General features: G+C 72.6%; 12 protein-coding genes. 5 read left to right on the top strand and 7 right to left on the bottom strand.

Translation table 11 applies throughout. The features are described from left to right. The first annotated feature begins 76 nt into the window (after nucleotides 1-76). The 3 genes from ABGB21_RS07250 to ABGB21_RS07240 are packed head-to-tail and all read left to right on the top strand — an operon-like array spanning nucleotide 77 to nucleotide 7,184. Nucleotides 77-1,285: an AAA family ATPase gene (locus tag ABGB21_RS07250; protein WP_347676951.1), complete on the top strand. Its 1,209-nt coding sequence runs from the start codon at nucleotides 77-79 to the stop codon at nucleotides 1,283-1,285. Continuing rightward, nucleotides 1,282-5,127, top strand: coding sequence for a DUF5682 family protein (locus tag ABGB21_RS07245; protein ID WP_347676949.1), 3,846 nt, complete (start codon nucleotides 1,282-1,284; stop codon nucleotides 5,125-5,127). The genes ABGB21_RS07250 and ABGB21_RS07245 overlap by 4 nt, the downstream gene beginning before the upstream one ends. Continuing rightward, nucleotides 5,124-7,184, top strand: coding sequence for a hypothetical protein (locus ABGB21_RS07240; protein WP_347676947.1), 2,061 nt, complete (start codon nucleotides 5,124-5,126; stop codon nucleotides 7,182-7,184). Before ABGB21_RS07245 ends, ABGB21_RS07240 begins: the two co-directional genes overlap by 4 nt. Nucleotides 7,185-7,258: 74 nt before the next feature. Here ABGB21_RS07240 and ctaD read toward each other — a convergent pair whose 3' ends face one another. The 4 genes from ctaD to eda all read right to left on the bottom strand — a co-directional run bounded on the left by ctaD (nucleotide 7,259) and on the right by eda (nucleotide 12,347). Then, nucleotides 7,259-9,019 carry a cytochrome c oxidase subunit I gene (gene ctaD / locus ABGB21_RS07235; RefSeq protein WP_347655402.1) on the bottom strand — a complete coding sequence of 587 codons (1,761 nt, stop codon included), beginning with the start codon at nucleotides 9,017-9,019 and terminating at the stop codon, nucleotides 7,259-7,261. 266 nt (nucleotides 9,020-9,285) lie between these two features. Then, nucleotides 9,286-10,395, bottom strand: a complete 1,110-nt coding sequence (locus tag ABGB21_RS07230; RefSeq protein ID WP_347676945.1) for an FAD-dependent monooxygenase — start codon at nucleotides 10,393-10,395, stop codon at nucleotides 9,286-9,288. A 159-nt stretch (nucleotides 10,396-10,554) separates the two neighbouring features. After that, nucleotides 10,555-11,652, bottom strand: a complete 1,098-nt coding sequence (locus ABGB21_RS07225) for a sugar kinase (protein ID WP_347676943.1) — start codon at nucleotides 11,650-11,652, stop codon at nucleotides 10,555-10,557. Between the two features lie 38 nt (nucleotides 11,653-11,690). Then, nucleotides 11,691-12,347 carry a bifunctional 4-hydroxy-2-oxoglutarate aldolase/2-dehydro-3-deoxy-phosphogluconate aldolase gene (gene eda / locus ABGB21_RS07220; RefSeq protein ID WP_347676941.1) on the bottom strand — a complete coding sequence of 219 codons (657 nt, stop codon included), beginning with the start codon at nucleotides 12,345-12,347 and terminating at the stop codon, nucleotides 11,691-11,693. Between the two features lie 54 nt (nucleotides 12,348-12,401). Between eda and ABGB21_RS07215 the strand changes: the two genes are divergently transcribed. Beyond that, on the top strand, nucleotides 12,402-13,259 hold the full coding sequence (locus ABGB21_RS07215; protein ID WP_347676939.1) for an IclR family transcriptional regulator: 858 nt from the start codon (nucleotides 12,402-12,404) through the stop codon (nucleotides 13,257-13,259). Nucleotides 13,260-13,506: 247 nt separating this feature from the next. Further along, the gene (locus tag ABGB21_RS07210) at nucleotides 13,507-14,631 is read left to right on the top strand and encodes a cellulose binding domain-containing protein (RefSeq protein ID WP_347676937.1); all 1,125 of its coding nucleotides are present in this window, start codon (nucleotides 13,507-13,509) and stop codon (nucleotides 14,629-14,631) included. 84 nt (nucleotides 14,632-14,715) lie between these two features. Here ABGB21_RS07210 and ABGB21_RS07205 read toward each other — a convergent pair whose 3' ends face one another. The 3 genes from ABGB21_RS07205 to ABGB21_RS07195 all read right to left on the bottom strand — a co-directional run bounded on the left by ABGB21_RS07205 (nucleotide 14,716) and on the right by ABGB21_RS07195 (nucleotide 16,660). Beyond that, nucleotides 14,716-15,750: a hypothetical protein gene (locus ABGB21_RS07205; RefSeq protein WP_347676935.1), complete on the bottom strand. Its 1,035-nt coding sequence runs from the start codon at nucleotides 15,748-15,750 to the stop codon at nucleotides 14,716-14,718. Nucleotides 15,751-15,864: 114 nt separating this feature from the next. Next, nucleotides 15,865-16,056 carry a DUF397 domain-containing protein gene (locus tag ABGB21_RS07200; protein ID WP_347676933.1) on the bottom strand — a complete coding sequence of 64 codons (192 nt, stop codon included), beginning with the start codon at nucleotides 16,054-16,056 and terminating at the stop codon, nucleotides 15,865-15,867. Then, nucleotides 16,043-16,660 (bottom strand): DUF5753 domain-containing protein, encoded by a 618-nt coding sequence (locus ABGB21_RS07195; RefSeq protein ID WP_347676931.1) that lies wholly within the window; start codon nucleotides 16,658-16,660, stop codon nucleotides 16,043-16,045. Before ABGB21_RS07195 ends, ABGB21_RS07200 begins: the two co-directional genes overlap by 14 nt. Between the last annotated feature and the right edge of the window lie 64 nt (nucleotides 16,661-16,724).

Raw genomic sequence — 16,724 nt, 5'->3', positions numbered from 1 at the left:
TACAGACCCAGAACCTGTCCAGATCACGAGCAGTGCCTGCCCCGATTCACGAGCAGAAAGAGACCAGGGACCCGCGGTGACCACGACCGAACAGAGCACGAGCACCCCGATCGCCGCCGGGCCGGCGACCGCCGACCCGGCCTGGCAGATCCTGCCCGCCGAGATCCGGTACGCCACCGAGTTGGCCTTCCTCGCCGCGTACGACGACGGGCCCCGACCGCCGGGCTGGGCACTGACCCCCCGGGCCGTGGTCACCTTCGTCCAGGGCAGCGGCGGTGAACCGCTCACCCTGCCAGCCGACCGGCGGACCGCCCCGGACGGCACCGACCTGCCCGGCACGCTGGTCGTACCGGCGAAGTTCGTCGGGGACCGGGCCCTGGTCGAGCGTTGTGTGGTGACCCTGGCCGGCGAGCGCGGCCTGCTGCTGGTCGGCGAGCCGGGTACCGCCAAGTCGATGCTCTCCGAGCTGCTCTCCGCGGCGATCTGCGGCACCAGCGCGCTGACCGTGCAGGGCACCGCCGGCACCACCGAGGACGCCTTCCGGTACGGCTGGAACTACGCGCTGCTGCTCGCCCAGGGCCCGACCCGGCAGGCGCTTGTCGAGTCGCCGGTGCTCACCGCGATGCGGACCGGCCGGGTGGCCCGGGTCGAGGAGGTCACCCGCTGTCTGCCGGAGGTGCAGGACGCGCTGGTGTCGATCCTCTCCGACCGGCGGATCAACGTGCCCGAACTCGCCGACACCCCGGCCGGGGTGATCCCGGCGGTGCCCGGGTTCAGCGTGATCGCCACCGCAAACCTGCGGGACCGGGGCGTGTCGGAGATGTCCGCCGCGCTGAAGCGGCGGTTCAACTTCGAGACGGTGCCGCCGATCGCCGACGCGGCCACCGAGATGGCGCTGGTCCGCCGGCAGGCGACCGCCGCCGTCGAGCGGGCCGGTGCCGGGTACGCGGTCGACGACGCGGTACTCGACGCCCTGGTCACCGTCTTCCGGGATCTGCGGGCCGGCCGGTCGGCGGAGGGCTGGGACGTGGAGCGTCCGGGCACCGTGATGTCCACCGCCGAGGCGGTGCAGGTCGCCGCCGCGCTCGGCCTGGCCACCGCGTACCTCTCCTCCGGAGATCCGCTCGACCTGCTGCCCGGGCATCTGCTCGGGGTGGTCCGCAAGGACGACGAGGCTGACCACGGCCGGCTGGTCGGCTACTGGGACGGTCCGGTACGTCGCCGGGCCGAGGCCGGTTCGCCGATGTGGCGGCGGCTCTGGGACCTGCGGGAGACCCTTCGGTGACGACCACCACCGCACCGGCCGACCCTTCGGTGATGGCGACCACCGCACCGGCCCACCCTTCGGTGACGACCACGGCAGCGGCCGACCCGAGGGAGTCGCTGGCCACCCTCGCCGGGTCGACAACGCCGTACCTGATCGGGGTACGCCACCACAGTCCCGCCCTGGCGGCGGTGGTACCGGCGCTGCTCGACGCCGCCGTACCGGACGTGCTCTGTGTCGAGCTGCCGAGCGATTTCCAGCGGTGGCTGCCGTACCTGGCCGATCCGGCCACCCGGGCACCGGTCGCGTTGGCCGGGGTGCGCGGCGACGGTCCGCTCGGCTTCTATCCGTTCGCCGACTTCTCCCCCGAGCTGGCCGCGATCCGCTGGGCCCGGGAGCACGGCGTCGAGGTGCGCTGCTGTGACCTGCCGCTGGCCGACTCCGGCTGGTCGGGCGCTCCGGCCCTGCCGGTGGATGGCCCGACAGACGGGCCGGTGGACGGCCGGGCGGATGCTCCGCTGGACGAGCGGCCGGCCGCGACCGGTTTCGCCGCCGCGCTGGCGGCCAGCGGCACCGGTCGTGGCAATGACGATCTGTGGGACCGGGCGGTCGAGGTACGCGCACCGGGTTGTTCCGCCGAGGCGGTCCGCCGGGCCGCCCTGGGGGTCGGCTGGGCGATGCGTCAGGACGCGGAGACCGGCGTCGGCGTACCGGCCCGGGATCTGGCCCGGGAGCGGCACATGCGCGAGGTGATCGCGGCGGCGGCGTCCGGCGGGCGACGGGTCGTCGCGGTGGTCGGCGCCTTCCACGCCCCCGCTCTCGTCGAGCCGTCTCCGGTCACCCCGACCGGCGTCACCGCCACCGCCACCGTCGACGCGGCGAACGGCAAGCCGGTCACCACCGACCCGACGAAGGGCCACCCGACGGACGGCGGCCCGACGCCGGTCGCCGACATCGCCTCGACAACCGGTACGACGATCCGCACCACGGCCACGGTCGACCCGCGGACCGATCCGACGGTCGACCCGACCGACGGCGGCACGGTCGCCACGTCCCTGGTCGCGTACGCCTTCGACCTGCTCGACTCCCGTTCCGGCTACGCGGCCGGGATCCGCGACCCGCGCTGGCAGCAGGCGGTGTTCACCGCCGGTGGCGACCCGGAACGGGTCCGGCAGGCGGCGGCGTGGGCGGTCACCGAACTGTGCCGGGCACTGCGCTCCGCCGGGCACCCGGCGGGCACCGGGGAGGCCACCGAGACCCTGCGGATGGCCGAGGACCTGGCCCGGCTGCGCGCCCTGCCGGCGCCCGGTCGGGGCGAGCTGTTGGAAGCGGTGACCACCGTGCTGGGGCAGGGTGAACTGCTCGGCCGTGGTCGTGCCCTGGCCCGGGCGCTGGAGTCCGTCCTGGTCGGCACCGACCGGGGTCGGCTGGCGCCCGGCACGCCCCGCTCCGGGCTCGGCCCGTCGGTCGAGGCGGAACTCGTCGCGCTCCGGCTGCCGCACCCCGACGACCCGGCGCCCCGGGAGCTCCGGCTCGACCCGCTCCGCTCCGCACTCGACGGTCGGCGCGAGACCCTGCTGCGCCGGCTCCGGATCTGCGGCATCCACTACGGTACGCCGGTCGAGGTCGCCGGGGTCGGGGACGGGAGCGCCCTCAGCACCCGGTGGCGGGTCGCCTGGAACCCCGCCATCGCCGCGCTGCTGGACCTGGCCGGGGTGCGGGGCGTGACCGCCGCCCTCGCCGCGACCGGCACGCTGCGGGAGCGGTTCCGTCAGCAGGTTGCCGAGGGTGGACCGACGTGTGCGCAGGTCATCGCCGGCCTGGAGGACGCCGCCCGGGCTGACCTGCCGGAACTGGTCACCGACCGGCTCACCCTGGCCGTCACCGTCCTGCCGGCCGCCGCCACGTTGCCTGAACTGCTCGCCGCGCTCGACCTGCTGGAGGCGTTGCGCCGACAGCACCTGCCGGGCACCACGGTGGAGAGCCGGAGCCAGGCCGCCGACCTGGCGGTGGTGCTGTTGGACGCCGCCATCCGTGGGCTGCCCGGGCTCGCCGGCAGCGACGATCCGGCGGATGCCGCCGCACTCGTCGCGCTCGCGCTCCGGGCCGGCGAACACCGGATCGGTCTGCGTCTCGACGACGCCCTGGACCGGCTCGGGCGGAGCGGCGCACCCATCGTGCAGGGAGCCGCGCTCGCCGCCCGGGTCCTGCTCGACCTGGACGGCCCCGACGTGCTCGGGGTCCGGGTCGCCGGCTGGGTCGACGCCGGCACGAACCCGGACGCCCGCCGTCGGCTGCACCGGCTGCTCAGTGGTCTGCTCACCGCCGCCGGTCCGCTGCTGCAGTCCGCCCCGGTCGCGCTCGACCCACTGCTGGACCGGGTCGAGCAGCTCGCCGACCGGGACTTCCTCGACCGGTTGCCGGCGTTGCGGGGCGGCTTCGACGCCCTCTCCCCCGCCGCCCGGGACCAACTGCTGGAGACGGTCACCGAACGCCTCGGTGACCGGATCGAGTTGACCCTGGCCGCCCCGCCCGGCCTGCTGGCCCGCTGGGCCAGCGCCGACACGGCAGGCTGGGAGGCGCTCACCGCCCTCGGCATCCCGGTCCCCGCCCTGGCCGCGGCCGGCTCCACCCCGACCGTCGCGGGGTCGACCGGCTCCGACCCCGGCGACTCCGCCGTCGTGGCCGAGTCGACCGGTCCGGCCGAGCCGGCGACGGGGTCCGACGGTTCCGCCGTACGCCGGTTCAGCCCGGCGGACCGGTGGCGGCTGCTGCTCGGCCGCGAACCCGACCTGCTGCCGGAACACGCCCGCCGGCACGCCCACGCCCTGGACGAGCTCTACGGCGCGGGCCGGGGCGAGGGTGCGGCCGGAATCGGTGGCGGTACCGGCGGCTCCGGCGGCGGTCAGGGCGCCTCGTTCCCGACCGCCCGGGAGTGGGCCGAGGAACTGGAGGCACTGTTCGGGGCCGGGGTCCGGGAGGAGGTGCTGGCCCGGGCGGCGGAATCCGGTCGGGCCGACGTGCTCACCGAACTCGACCCGGCTTCGGTACGCCCCTCGGTGGAGCTGCTGACCACGGTTCTCTCCCTCGCCGGTGGCCTTCCCGAGCAGCGGCTGGCCCGGCTCCGGCCGCTGGTCCGGCGGCTGGTCGAGGAACTCACCCGGCAGCTCGCCACCCAACTGCGGCCCGCGCTGACCGGCCTGGCCACGCCCCGACCGACCCGACGTCCGGCGGGCCGGCTCAACCTGGACCGGACCCTGCGGGCCAACCTCGCGCACGCCCGGCGGCTGGACGACGGCCGCATGGTGGTGATCCCGGAACGGCCGGTCTTCAACACCCTCGCCCGCCGCCAGGCCGACTGGCGGCTGGTGCTTGTCGTCGACGTCTCCGGTTCGATGGAGGCCTCGGTGGTGTGGTCGGCGCTGACCGCCGCCGTGCTGGGTGGGGTACCGACCCTGTCGACACACTTCCTCGCGTTCTCGACCGAGGTGATCGACCTGTCGGACCGGGTTGCCGACCCGCTGTCGCTGCTGCTGGAGGTCCGGGTCGGCGGCGGTACGCACATCGCCGCCGGGTTGGCCCACGCCCGTTCGCTGGTCACCGTGCCGAGTCGCACCATCGTGGTGGTGGTCAGCGACTTCGAGGAGGGCTACCCGCTCGCCGGCCTGCTCGGCGAGGTGCGCTCGCTGGCCACCTCCGGCGTTCACCTGCTCGGCTGCGCCGCGCTCGACGACCACGGGGTGCCGCGGTACTCGGTGCCGATCGCCCAGCAGCTCGTCGCGGCCGGCATGCCGGTGGCCGCACTCAGCCCGCTTGAACTCGCCCGCTGGGTGGGCGACCGGCTCCGCGGAGGAACCCATTGAGCACAGCCACGGTATCCGCGCCGCCCGCCGGGTCGGCGGAGCACGACCCGGTCGTCCTGCCGCCGGTGGCACCGGAGCTGGTCGCGGCGGTCACGGACGCGCTGCCTTCCCGGCTCCGCGGCCGGCTCGACACGGCTGTCGAACGGATCGGCGGTGCGCCCCGCCAGGGCAGCCCGGACGGGATCCTGGTCGACTGGGGGCCGGAAACCCGGGTGCTGCTCGTACCCGGGCCGAACGGGACGGTCACCGGGGCGGACCAGGTCCGGTGTAGTTGTCTGCTGGCCCCCCGCTGCCTGCACCGCGCGGCGGCGCTCGCCGCCTGCCGGTTGGCCGACCCCGTCGCGGCGCCGGCGTCGACCGCCACCAGCGGCGCCGAGGACCGCAGCGCCGAGGACCGCGCCGCCGGCGAGGACGGTACGGCTGACGTCGGCTCGACCGGCACCGGTCGGGCCGCGTCCCGGACCCGGGCCCGTACCGGTGCCGGCCCGAACGCCGCCCAGCGTGCGGCGGCGGCCGGACTGTGGCGGGCCGCGGCGGCGGTGCTCGCCGCCGGCGTACCCGGTTCGGGAGCGGTGCTCCAGGCGGAGCTGCTCCGGGCCGCGCACAGCGCCCGGCTCGCCGCGCTGCCCCGCGCGGAGGCTGCCGCGTTGCGGGTGGTCCGTGGCCTGCGGGCGGCACGGGACCGGCGTGCCGACCACCGGCTCACCGACCTGGTCCAGGAACTGCACGACCTGCTGCTCACCGCGGGCCGGCTCGCCGCCGGTGCCACCGACCCCGGCCTGGTCGGGATCAGCCGCCGCAGCTACCGGCCCGGCGGAAACCTCCGGGTGTACGGGGTCTGCCGCGAGCCGGTGATCAGCGCCACCGGTTATGCCGGGGTGGTGACTCACCTGCTCGACGACGAGGGCCGGTGGTTCTCCGTCTCCGACGTACAGCCGGGTGAGCCGGGACGGGCGCTGAGTGTCGCCACCGCTCCGGTCGACCTCGGCCCGGCCGGGGTCAGCCATGCCCGGCTCGCCCGGGCCGGTCTCCTGGTCACCGGCACCACGGTCTCACCGGACGGGCGGCTCGGCTCCGGTCGTGGGGTACGGGCCACCCCGGTCACCGGGCCGGGCTGGTCGGCCGGCCCGCTGGGGCAGCTCTTCGCCCGTCCGCTGGCCGAGGTGGTGAACGCCCAGCTGAACGCCGCCGAGGCGGGTACGGGCGACGACCCGGTCGGCGGGCCCGAACAGCTCGTCGGCGCCGACCTGGTGGTCATCGGCGGGTACGGCGACCACCTCCTGGCCCGGGAACTCTCGCCGGTTGCGGTGACGACAGCCACGACCGCGGAGCCGTCGGCGACCACGGCCACGTCGGCGGGACTCTCGGCAACGGTGGGGGCAGCCGGATCGGACCAGCCTGTGGCAGCGGTGGAGCGTAGCGCCACCGGCCCGCTGATCCGGCTGATGCCGGTCAGCTCGCATCCGACGTTGGCGCACCTGGCCAACCTGCGCCGGCTGGCGTCCCGGCCCGGTCTGCGGATCCGGGTGGTGGCCCGGCTCGACACCGGGCGGGCCAGCACGCTGCGGCCGCTGGCGGTCGCCCCGGTGCCGGGCGCCGAGTCGACCCTGCGTCTGCCGGACGACTGGCAGGGCCACGCCGACCTCGGGTACGACGTACTCCAGAACGGGCATCTTCCGGCGTCGCAGCCGGTGCTCCCGGACGCACCGGTCGGTGGCTCCGGGCCGGACCCGGTGGGCGACGCTCCGCTGTGGCGGGTCCGGCGGCTGGTGGAGTCGGCGGTCGCGGGTGGCCGGCAGGCGATCGCCGGCCCGGCCCGGAGCGCTGGTTCGGGTTTGGCCGGACTGTTGCGGCGGTCCGGTTTTCCGATGGCCGCCGAGCTGGCGACCGCGTTGGTGGCCGAGTCGGAGCGGCAGGGGCGGGACGCCTTCGGCCGGGTCGTGGATGCCGATCCGGACCGGTACGCCTGGGCCTGGGTGGCCGCCGCCACCCAGCTCGCCGCCACCGAACGGGCGCTGGTCCGGGCCTCCTGGAACGACGACCCGCCGGTCGGCTGACCCCCCGACAGCGGCGCTGAAAAGCCGCGCGGCCGGTACCCGTCCGGGGTACCGGCCGCGATCGCTTTCTACGGCTACCGCTGGTCGACGTTGGTCTCGGTGTCCTCCTGGTAGCTGGCGCCACCGTCGGACTCGCTGGTGAGCGGCTTGGCGCCACCCTCCGGCGGGCCGGCGAGCGACTGTCCGCCAGCGGCCAGTTCGGGGAACTTCGCGTCGAAGGCGGGCCGCTCGGAGCGGATCCGCGGCATCCGGTCGAAGTTCCGCAGCGGAGGCGGCGAGCTGGTCGCCCACTCCAGCGAGTTGCCGTGACCCCACGGGTCGTCGACCTCGACCACCGGACCGGTCTTGTACGACTTCCAGACGTTGTAGATGAACGGCAGGGTCGAGATACCGGTGATGAACGAGCCGATCGTGGAGATCATGTTCAGCGTGGTGAAGCCGTCGGTCGCCAGGTAGTCGGCGTACCGCCGGGGCATGCCCTCGTTGCCGAGCCAGTGCTGCACCAGGAACGTGGTGTGGAAGCCGATGAAGGTCAGCCAGAAGTGCACCTTGCCGAGCCGCTCGTCGAGCATCCGGCCGAACATCTTCGGGAACCAGAAGTAGATACCGGCGTAGACCGCGAAGACGATGGTGCCGAAGAGCACGTAGTGGAAGTGCGCCACCACGAAGTACGAGTCCGACACGTGGAAGTCCAGCGGCGGGCTGGCCAGCAGCACACCGGTCAGACCACCGAAGAGGAAGGTGACCAGGAAGCCGATCGACCAGAGCATCGGCGTCTCGAAGCTGATCTGGCCGCGCCACATGGTGCCGATCCAGTTGAAGAACTTCATACCGGTCGGTACGGCGATCAGGAAGCTCAGGAACGAGAAGAACGGCAGCAGCACCTGGCCGGTGGCGAACATGTGGTGGGCCCACACGCTCATCGACAGCGCCGCGATGGCGATGGTCGCGCCGACGAGTCCCTTGTAGCCGAAGATCGGCTTGCGGGAGAAGACCGGGATGACCTCGCTGATGATGCCGAAGAACGGCAGCGCGACGATGTAGACCTCAGGGTGGCCGAAGAACCAGAAGAGGTGCTGCCAGAGCATCGGCCCGCCGGTCTCCGGCGCGAAGACGTGCGCGCCGAGGATCCGGTCCGCGGCCAGCGCGAAGAGTGCCGCCGCCAGCAGCGGGAAGACCATGATCACCAGAAGGCTGGTGACCAGGATGTTCCAGGTGAAGATCGGCATCCGGAACATCGTCATGCCGGGCGCGCGCAGGGTCAGCACGGTGGTGATCATGTTGACCGCGCCGAGGATCGTACCCAGGCCGGAGATGGCCAGGCCCATGATCCACAGGTTCGCGCCGACGCCGGGCGAGTGCTCGACGCTACTCAGCGGCGTGTACGCGAACCAGCCGAAGTCGGCCGCGCCCTGCGGGGTCAGGAACCCGCCCAGCGCCATCGTCCCGCCGAACAGGTACAGCCAGTAGGCGAAGCTGTTCAGTCGCGGGAACGACACGTCGGGCGCGCCGATCTGGATCGGCACGATGTAGTTCGCGAACGCGAAGACGATCGGCGTCGCGAAGAACAGCAGCATGATCGTGCCGTGCATGGTGAAGAGCTGGTTGTACTGCTCCGCCGACAGGAACTGCAGTCCCGGCTGAGCCAGCTCGGCGCGCATCAGCAGCGCCATCAGGCCACCGATCATGAAGAACGCGAAGGCGGTGACCATGTACATGATCCCGATCTGCTTCGCGTCCGTCGTACGCAGCAGCCGGGCCAGTGCCGAGCCCTTGACCGGCTTATGTACCGGCCATGGCCGCGTCACGATCGGCTTAGGTGCGACGGTGGTCACGAGTGGCCTCCGGTTCTCGTTCGTCCCACTCGGCACGCGCTCTTGATCTGCGGGCCGTACCTCGCAGGCAGAATAGTCCCCGCCAGCGGCGGGTCCGGCGTCGGGTACGACTTGACCCGTCCGCGTCGTCCGATTCCCTCGTCCGGCGCCTGTCCCGGCACGTGTCCCGGCGCCGCTTCCCGCGTCTTCTCCGCCGGCCGCCGTCTCTACTGCCGGCCGCTGTCTCTACCGCCGGCCGCCGTCTCTACCGCCGGCCGCCGACCGGCTCAGGCCGGGTCGACCAGGAGCCGGTAGTGGTCCCGGAAGATCCGGGCACCACGGTCACGCAGCAGCGGGTCCCGCAGGGCCGGCGACACGTCCCGGGTACGGTCCCGGTCCCGGGTCCGGTCCAGCACCCACTTGATCCGGGGCCGACGGCGGCTCTCGTAGCGGGCGAGGGCCTCGGGCACCGTCGTCGACCGGCCCAGCATCCGGGCCAGCACCAGGGCGTCCTCGATCGCCATCGCGGCACCCTGGGACAGGGTCGGTGCGGTCGCGTGCGCGGCGTCGCCGACCAGCACCACCCGTCCCCGTGACCAGCGGCCCAGTTCCACCTCGTCGGTACGGCTGACCCGTACCTCCTCCAAGGCCTCCAGGATGGCCGGCACCGGGCCGCCGTAGCCGCCGAACACCTCCCGGATCCGGGCCGGCGGATCGGCCGGAAGCGCGGTACCGGTCACGTCGGCGTGACAGTGCAGCCGACCGGCGCCCATCGGCACCACGACGAACGCGGCCCGCTCGCCGAGCAGGCCGGTCCACTCGCCGACCGACGGCAGCCCGGTCACCACGGCGCGGTAGACGACCTGCCCGGCCGGGCGGGCCGGCCCGCCGAGCGCGGCCAGCGTCCGTACCGCCGACTGTCGGCCGTCGGCCCCGATGACCAGGTCGTACTCGGCCTGCCGGCCGTCGTCGAAGGTCACCGTCACGGTCTCGGTGTCGAGGTCGACCGCGCGTGGCACCGTGCCGTACCGCACCTCGCCGCCGGCGCCGGAGAGCAGGACCCGGTGCAGGTCGGCACGGGGCAGCGCCCGGCAGTCGCCAATCCCGGCCCAGAGCTTGGTGAGGTCGACCTCGCAGAGCGGGCCGCCCCGGGCGTCGAGGAACCGTTGCCGCCGGATCACCTGGCCGAGCGGGCGTACCGGGCCGTCCAGGTCGATCTCCCGTAGCGCCCGCTCGACGTTGCCCGTCAGGTAGATGCCGCCGTCGGTGGGGTCCGCCGGGCCGGGCAGTCGCTCGGTGACCTCGGGCCGGAACCCCGCGAGCCGGAGGGCGCGGGCTACCGAGAGACCTGCGATGCCCGCGCCGACGACGAGGATTCGCAGGGGGGATCCGGGCATATGGGGACGCCTCCGGAAGGAGCGGCACGCGTTGAAGGCAAGACACTACTCCCCGCGACTCCTCCTGCGGTAGATCCAAACGGTCCCGCCGCAGCTCATCGCCGGGGTACCGGAACCGCCGGCCAGCGGTCCCGGCCTGACCCCCCGGTCAGCGACGGATCACCGCTGGACGCGGGCGCCCGCCCCACGGACGAGTGCCTCGACCTCCTTCAGGTTCGCCGTCGAGGTGTCGCCCGGGGTGGTCATGGCCAGCGCCCCGTGCGCCGCGCCGTACTCGACCGCGGTCGCCAGGTCGCCGCCGACCAGCAGTTGGTAGATCAGCCCGGAGGCGAAACTGTCGCCACCGCCGACCCGGTCGAGGATCTCCAGGTTCGGCCGGTGGGTCGCCTGTACGAAGCCGCTCGGCGCGGACCAGGCGATGGCGCCCCAGTCGTTGACGGTGGCGCTGCGCACGGTACGCAGGGTCGTGGCGACCACCCGGAAGTTGTCGTACTCCTTGGTCACCGCCTCGATCATCCGCTGGAAGTTGGCGACCTCCAGCTCGCTGAGGGACTCGTCGGTGCCGGGCACCTCGAAGCCGAGCGACGCGGTGAAGTCCTCCTCGTTGCCGATCATGACGTCGACGTACCGGGCCAGCCGCCGGTTGACCTCCTGGGCCCGGGCCTGTCCGCCGACCGCCTTCCAGAGGCTGGGCCGGTAGTTCAGGTCGTACGAGATGATCGTGCCGTGCCGGCGCGCGGCGGACATCGCCGCCTCGATCGTCTCCGGCGTGGTCTCGGAGAGCGCCGCGTAGATGCCGCCGGTGTGCAGCCAGCGCACCCCGAGGGTGCCGAAGAGGTGGTCCCAGTCGACGTCGTCGGGGCGGAGCTGGCTGGCCGCGGTGTGGCCCCGGTCGGAGGTGCCGACCGCGCCGCGTACGCCGAAGCCCCGCTCGGTGAAGTTGAGCCCGTTGCGGACGGTGCGGCCGATCCCGTCGTACGGCAGCCACTTCACGAACGTGGTGTCCACCCCGCCGGTCAGGATCAGGTCCTCCAGCAGCCGTCCGACCTCGTTGTCGGCGAACGCGGTGACCAGCGCGGTACGCATGCCGAAGCAGCGGCGCAGCCCCCGGGCGACGTTGTACTCCCCGCCGCCCTCCCAGGCCCGGAACGTCCGGGCGGTACGGACCCGGCCCTCGCCCGGGTCGAGTCGGAGCATGACCTCGCCGAGCGAGACCAGGTCGTAGCGGCAGTCCTCGACGGGACGCAGGGTCAGCATCTTCGTGCCTTTCGACTGATGGTGGCGGAGGGGGCGGGTCAGGCCGGCCGGGTGGCGGCGACGGCGGCCGTGGTGAGCCGGGTGACCTCGTCCCACCGGCCGGCGGCGAGCAGCGCGGGGGCGACCATCCAGGTGCCGCCGACCGCCAACACGGCCGGTACGCCGAGATAGTCGGCGAGGTTGCCGGTGTTGACCCCGCCGGTGGGGATGAACCGGACCGACCGGAACGGCGCGGCGAGCGCCTTGATCATCCCGACGCCGCCGAGCTGCTCGGCCGGGAAGAACTTGACCGTCTCCAGGCCGGCGTCCAGGGCCATCTGGATCTCGGTCGCGGTGGCGGCACCGGGGAAGACCGGCAGTCCCCGCTCCTGGCAGTGTCGGACGACGGCCGGGGAGAAGCCGGGGCTGACCACGAATCTCGCGCCGGCGTCGGCGGCCTGGTCGACCTGGGCGGGGGTGAGCACGGTACCGGCGCCGACGAGGAGGTCGGGGCGTTCGGCCATCAGCCGGATCGCGTCGGCGGCGGCAGCCGTCCGGAACGTCACCTCGATGGCCCGCAGGCCGCCCGCGGTGAGCGCGGCGGCCAGATCCGGTGCGGCGGAGGCGTTCTCGAGCACCACGACGGGCAGGATCCGGGTCGCGGCGATGGTCTCCGGAACACTCTTTAACTGTTCATCATCTTGAACACTGGTCACGTAGGTGACCCTACTGTCGCCGTTGGCGCTGTCAAGACGACTAGAGTGGCCGCCATGACGACCGGGACGACCAGGGACGCCGACCCGGCCGGGACCACAGCCGACCCGGCCGCGCCGGTCGCCGTCGCCGGCGGCGACGACACCCGGCTGACGTTCCAGCCGGTGAAGTCCGCCGGCCGGACCCTCGACGTGCTGGAGGCACTGGCCGGATCCCCGCAGCGCCGGTCACTTGTCGAACTCGCCCGGGCCCTGGAGATCCCGAAGAGCAGCCTGCACGGCATCCTCCGCACGATGATCCAGCGCGGTTGGGTGGAGGTGGACGCCACCGGCACCCGGTTCGGGCTCGGCGTACGCGCCCTCCAGGTCGGTGCCGCCTACCTGGAGGCGGACGACACGACCGGGCTGCTGGCCGGCGTGCTGGACGGGCTGGCCAGCCAGTTCGGCGAGACCGTGCACCTCGGTCGACTCGACGGTCCGCACGTGGTCTACCTGGCGAAACGGGAGTCGGTGCATCCGCTCCGGCTGTACAGCGCGATCGGCCGGCAGCTGCCCGCGCACGCCACCGCGCTGGGCAAGGTGCTGCTCGCGCAGCGCCCCGACGAGGCGGTCGACCGGCTGCTGAGCTGGCCGTTGCCGGCACTGACCCGGCACACCGTCACCGACCCCGACCAACTGCACGCCGAGCTGGCGACGGTCCGGGACCGGGGCTACGCGGTGGACCGCGAGGAGAACACCGAGGGCATCGTCTGTTTCGCGATGGCGGTGCCGCTGCACACCCCGGCGGTGGACGCGATCAGTCTCTCCGTGCCGACCAGTCGGCTCGACCAGGAGAGCGAGCAGCGGATCGTCGCGGCACTGCGGGTCGCGGTGGACCAGGTGCGGGCGGCCCGCACCCTGCTCGCCGGCAGCTGACCCCCGGTCACCGCCCGCCGCACGCCGGCCGCCGATCCGGTACGTCGTTCAGCCCGCCGAACAGCTCGGCAGGCTCCGCCACGGGCCGGTGGACCCTCCCGGCAGGCTCCCGGTTGCTTTCCATTTTGAAGCATGTAAATGTGTCTCCAACTGCCATGGGAGCGCTCCCCAACGCATCGCCGCCGCACGCCCACCACCGGCGCGGCACCGCACATCTCCACGGACACCCACCACGTCAAGGAGCATCATGAGACGCCCCGTCCCCCTCCTCGCGGCGCTCGTCGGCCTGCTCGCCGCCGGCACCATCGCCGTGTTCGGCTCCGCCGGCCCCGCCCAGGCCGACGTGCAGATCTGCGACCAATACGGCTCCACCACCATCCAGGGCCGCTACGTGGTCCAGAACAACCGCTGGGGCACCACCGCCCAGCAGTGCATCAACGTCACCGACAACGGGTTCTCCATCACCCGGCAGGACGGCCAGGGCAGCACCAGCGGCGCACCGGTGTCGTACCCGTCGGTCTTCCTCGGCTGCCACTACACCAACTGCTCCCCCGGCACCAACCTGCCGATGCAGGTGAGCCAGATCAGCAGCGCGAACAGCAGCATCAACTACAACTTCGTCGGCGGCGCCACCTACAACGCCTCGTACGACATCTGGCTGGACCCGACCCCGAAGCGGGACGGCGTCAACCAGATGGAGATCATGATCTGGTTCAACCGGCAGGGCTCGATCCAGCCGATCGGCTCCCCGGTCGGCAACGCCACGGTCGGTGGGCGCAACTGGGAGGTGTGGCGGGGCAACAACGGCGGCAACAACGTCATCTCGTACGTCTCGTCGTCCCCGATCAACAGCTGGAGCTTCAGCGTTCTCGACTTCATCAACGACACCCGCAACCGGGGCGCGATCACCAACTCCTGGTACCTGACCAGCATCCAGGCCGGTTTCGAGCCGTGGATCGGCGGCACCGGCCTCGGCGTGAACTCGTTCTCCGCGTCGGTCAACGGCGGCGGCAACCCGGGGCCGACGAACCCGCCGACCAACCCGCCGGGCGGCGCCGGCTGCCGGGTGGCGTACACGGCGAACTCGTGGAACAACGGCTTCACCGCCTCGGTCACCATCACCAACACCGGTTCGAGCCCGATCAACGGCTGGACGATGAACTACACCCTGCCGTCCGGGCAGCAGGTGACCAACACCTGGAACGCGACGGTGACGCAGAGCGGATCGGCGGTGACCGCCCGCAACGTCGGCCACAACGGCTCGATCGCCCCCGGGGCTACCGCCTCGTTCGGCTACCAGGGGACCCTGAGCGGAAGCTACTCCTCGCCCACCTCGTTCACCCTCAACGGTTCAGCCTGCACCCGGGCCTGACCCACGGACAGAACCGGCGTGACACCCGCCTCCGGCCCGATCTCCGGGCCGGAGGCGGGGTCACCGCGACCACCAGTTCGGTTCCTACGCCACTGTCCCCCGATCAGCACCGACGATCGACGAATGGCGGCTGTCGAGCCGGGCACGGTAGGTGCGCAGGAGAACCGTCAGGACCGTTGTGCCGGCGACAACCCCGAGTACGTTGTGTACGGCGGCGACAGCCAGTTCCTCCGGCCAGACGGTGTCGGCCGGTGACGCCACCGCCAGGTAGAACGCGAACGGCAGCTTCCAGCAGCTCCAGGCGACGAGAAATCCCGACGCGAGCCAGCCGAGGCTCACCGGTATCCAGAGTGGCAGCGCGGCGTGACGGGCGTGGAGCAGAACCCAGACGCTCCCGGCACCGACAACCGACCAGATGCCGAAGTTGCCGGCCTGGAGATGCCACTCGAGGATGCGCGCGGAGGGATGCCGCAGGCCCAGCGTGCCACCCGCCGCCCAGTAGAGATTGATCGCGCCGAGAGCCACGGTCGACACGACGGCGGTCACCGCCGGCCACGACCGGTGGGGCTGTCCTTGGCAGGCCGCAGCCGCGTCGGGCCGTACCCGGCCGACAAACGCGGCCGGCCAGCGTCCGCGCAGATAGAGCGGGAGTGCGACGGCCAGCCCGATCCCCATACCGAGGAAGCTGAGCTGGATCAGCGACGCCTCCCAGCCGGGCAGGACAGCCGCGTCGGCACCGGATGCCCCGTCGTCGGCCGACAACAGAGAATCCAGCAGGGCGTAGGGAATCATCGGGATCAGGAATCCACACCCGATCCACGCGCAGGCGAGCAGCGGTACGGCGGGAATCCGTTCTCCCCAGGGCCGAACCAGAGCCAGGGCGAGTGTTATCCCGGCCGCCGCCATCCCGATGGTCACCACGTTGAGAAAGACGAAGCCCGACACGCTCAACTGCTCCGCCCGGGGCAGCAGACCCAGCAGGGCGCCGACCACCCAGGAGATCTTGATCAGCAGGTACGGCGTCATCGCCAGGGCGGCCCCGTAGGCGGAGAACCGACGAACCGACAACCAGCGACGCTCGGACACGAGAAGATCCACATCGCCGATCCTGACGCGCATCGGCTGTGACCGTACTGAGAGCGTCGATGCCCCCCGCCCGGGCTGTCACCCGGGCGAGGGGCCGCTCGGCGCGCTGATGCCGGCGGCGGCCGGATCAGTCGGAGGTGCCGCGACTCAGTTGTGCGACCTGGCCAGGTTGATGAACGCCTGCCAGGCGGCGGGCCGGAAGCTCAACGTGCCACCGTCCCGGTCCTTCGTGTCCCGGACCAACACCCGACCGGGAAGATTGTCGGCAACCTCGACACAGTTGCCCTGGTTGCTGCTGCTGCGGCTGCTCTTGCGCCAGCTCGGCTCAGTGATAGTCATTGATCGCCTTTGTGATCAGGTCTTGCGACAGGTTTACCGGTAGGGCCAGGCCCCGGACGATCTCCCACGACCGCTCCAGCTCGTCCACGTCCGCCCCATCGGTCACGGTACGGCCCCGGAGTTGGTCGTCAAGATAGACCGACCGGTGCCGCAGCGGCAGGGTCGCGAGCACAAACGCCCCCGCCAGGCCAGGATGCAGGCCGGCGGTCCGGGGCACAACCAGGATCTGCACCTGAGGGCGGCGGCTCGCCTCGACCAGGTGCGTCAACTGCTCCCGCATCACGTCGGCGGGCCCGTAGCCCAGCGCCGCCTCGCCGATGAGGGCGGAGAGCATCGGTGGCTTGGGCCGGTCGACGGTGGCCGCCTGCCGTTCCCGCCGGACCTGCACCGTCCGCTCGATCACGTCGTCCGGCAGCCGGCAGTTCCGCAGCAACGCCCGGGTGTACGCCTCGGTCTGCAACAGTCCCGGGATCAGGCTGTGCTCGAAGCTGCGCAGCATCGTCGCCCGCTGCTCATGCTCGGTCCAGGGGCGCAGCCAGGCCGGCCGGGCGTCGTCCCGGGCCTCCTCCGCCCCGCGCTGGATCTTGTCGCCGGTCTTGAACACCTGGTCCAGCCGCTCTATAGGAGCAGGTCCAGAGTGGAAATCGACGGAGCACAACACGACCCAA

This window comes from Plantactinospora sp. B24E8, assembly GCF_039871735.1.
Classification (GTDB): Bacteria; Actinomycetota; Actinomycetes; order Mycobacteriales; family Micromonosporaceae; genus Plantactinospora.
The sequence above is the reverse complement of the archived record's forward strand: the minus strand, read 5'-3'. Positions and strand labels throughout refer to the sequence as shown.